At 32.2% G+C, this 332-nt stretch carries 1 protein-coding gene; it reads left to right on the top strand.

Going from position 1 to position 332, the window contains the following annotated elements; all coding sequences use genetic code 11:
- Window positions 1-151: 151 nt before the first annotated feature.
- On the top strand, window positions 152-332 hold a 181-nt coding region (locus A3761_RS28330; protein ID WP_231881102.1), incomplete at its 3' end, for a hypothetical protein.

Raw genomic sequence — 332 nt, 5'->3', positions numbered from 1 at the left:
GAATATTGCATAGATATATTGAGAGTTATTTTATACAGTTCGGTCATCGTTTAATTAGTAAGTTTCAAAGTGCTTAAACGTAATAAGTAAGTGGATTGTTTTAGCTATATCGGATTATACTTCATCGAATATATTTTAGGTTTATATTCCCATGTCTTTGTCTAGTTCACAGCTACCTCCTGAAAAAAGTTTTGGTGTTTTATGGTGTGCTGTTTTTCTTTGTATTTGTGCTTATTTTTATCTGCAGGCTAACGTAACGCTCTCTGTATTGTTCTTATCGTTAGCATTGGTTTTCTTTGTTAGTGCTTTTGTTTTTCCTGCATTACTAAGGC

It is taken from the genome of Oleiphilus sp. HI0123 (assembly GCF_001635315.1).
Note: the sequence above shows the minus strand (reverse complement) of the source record. Positions and strands in the feature narration are given on the sequence as shown.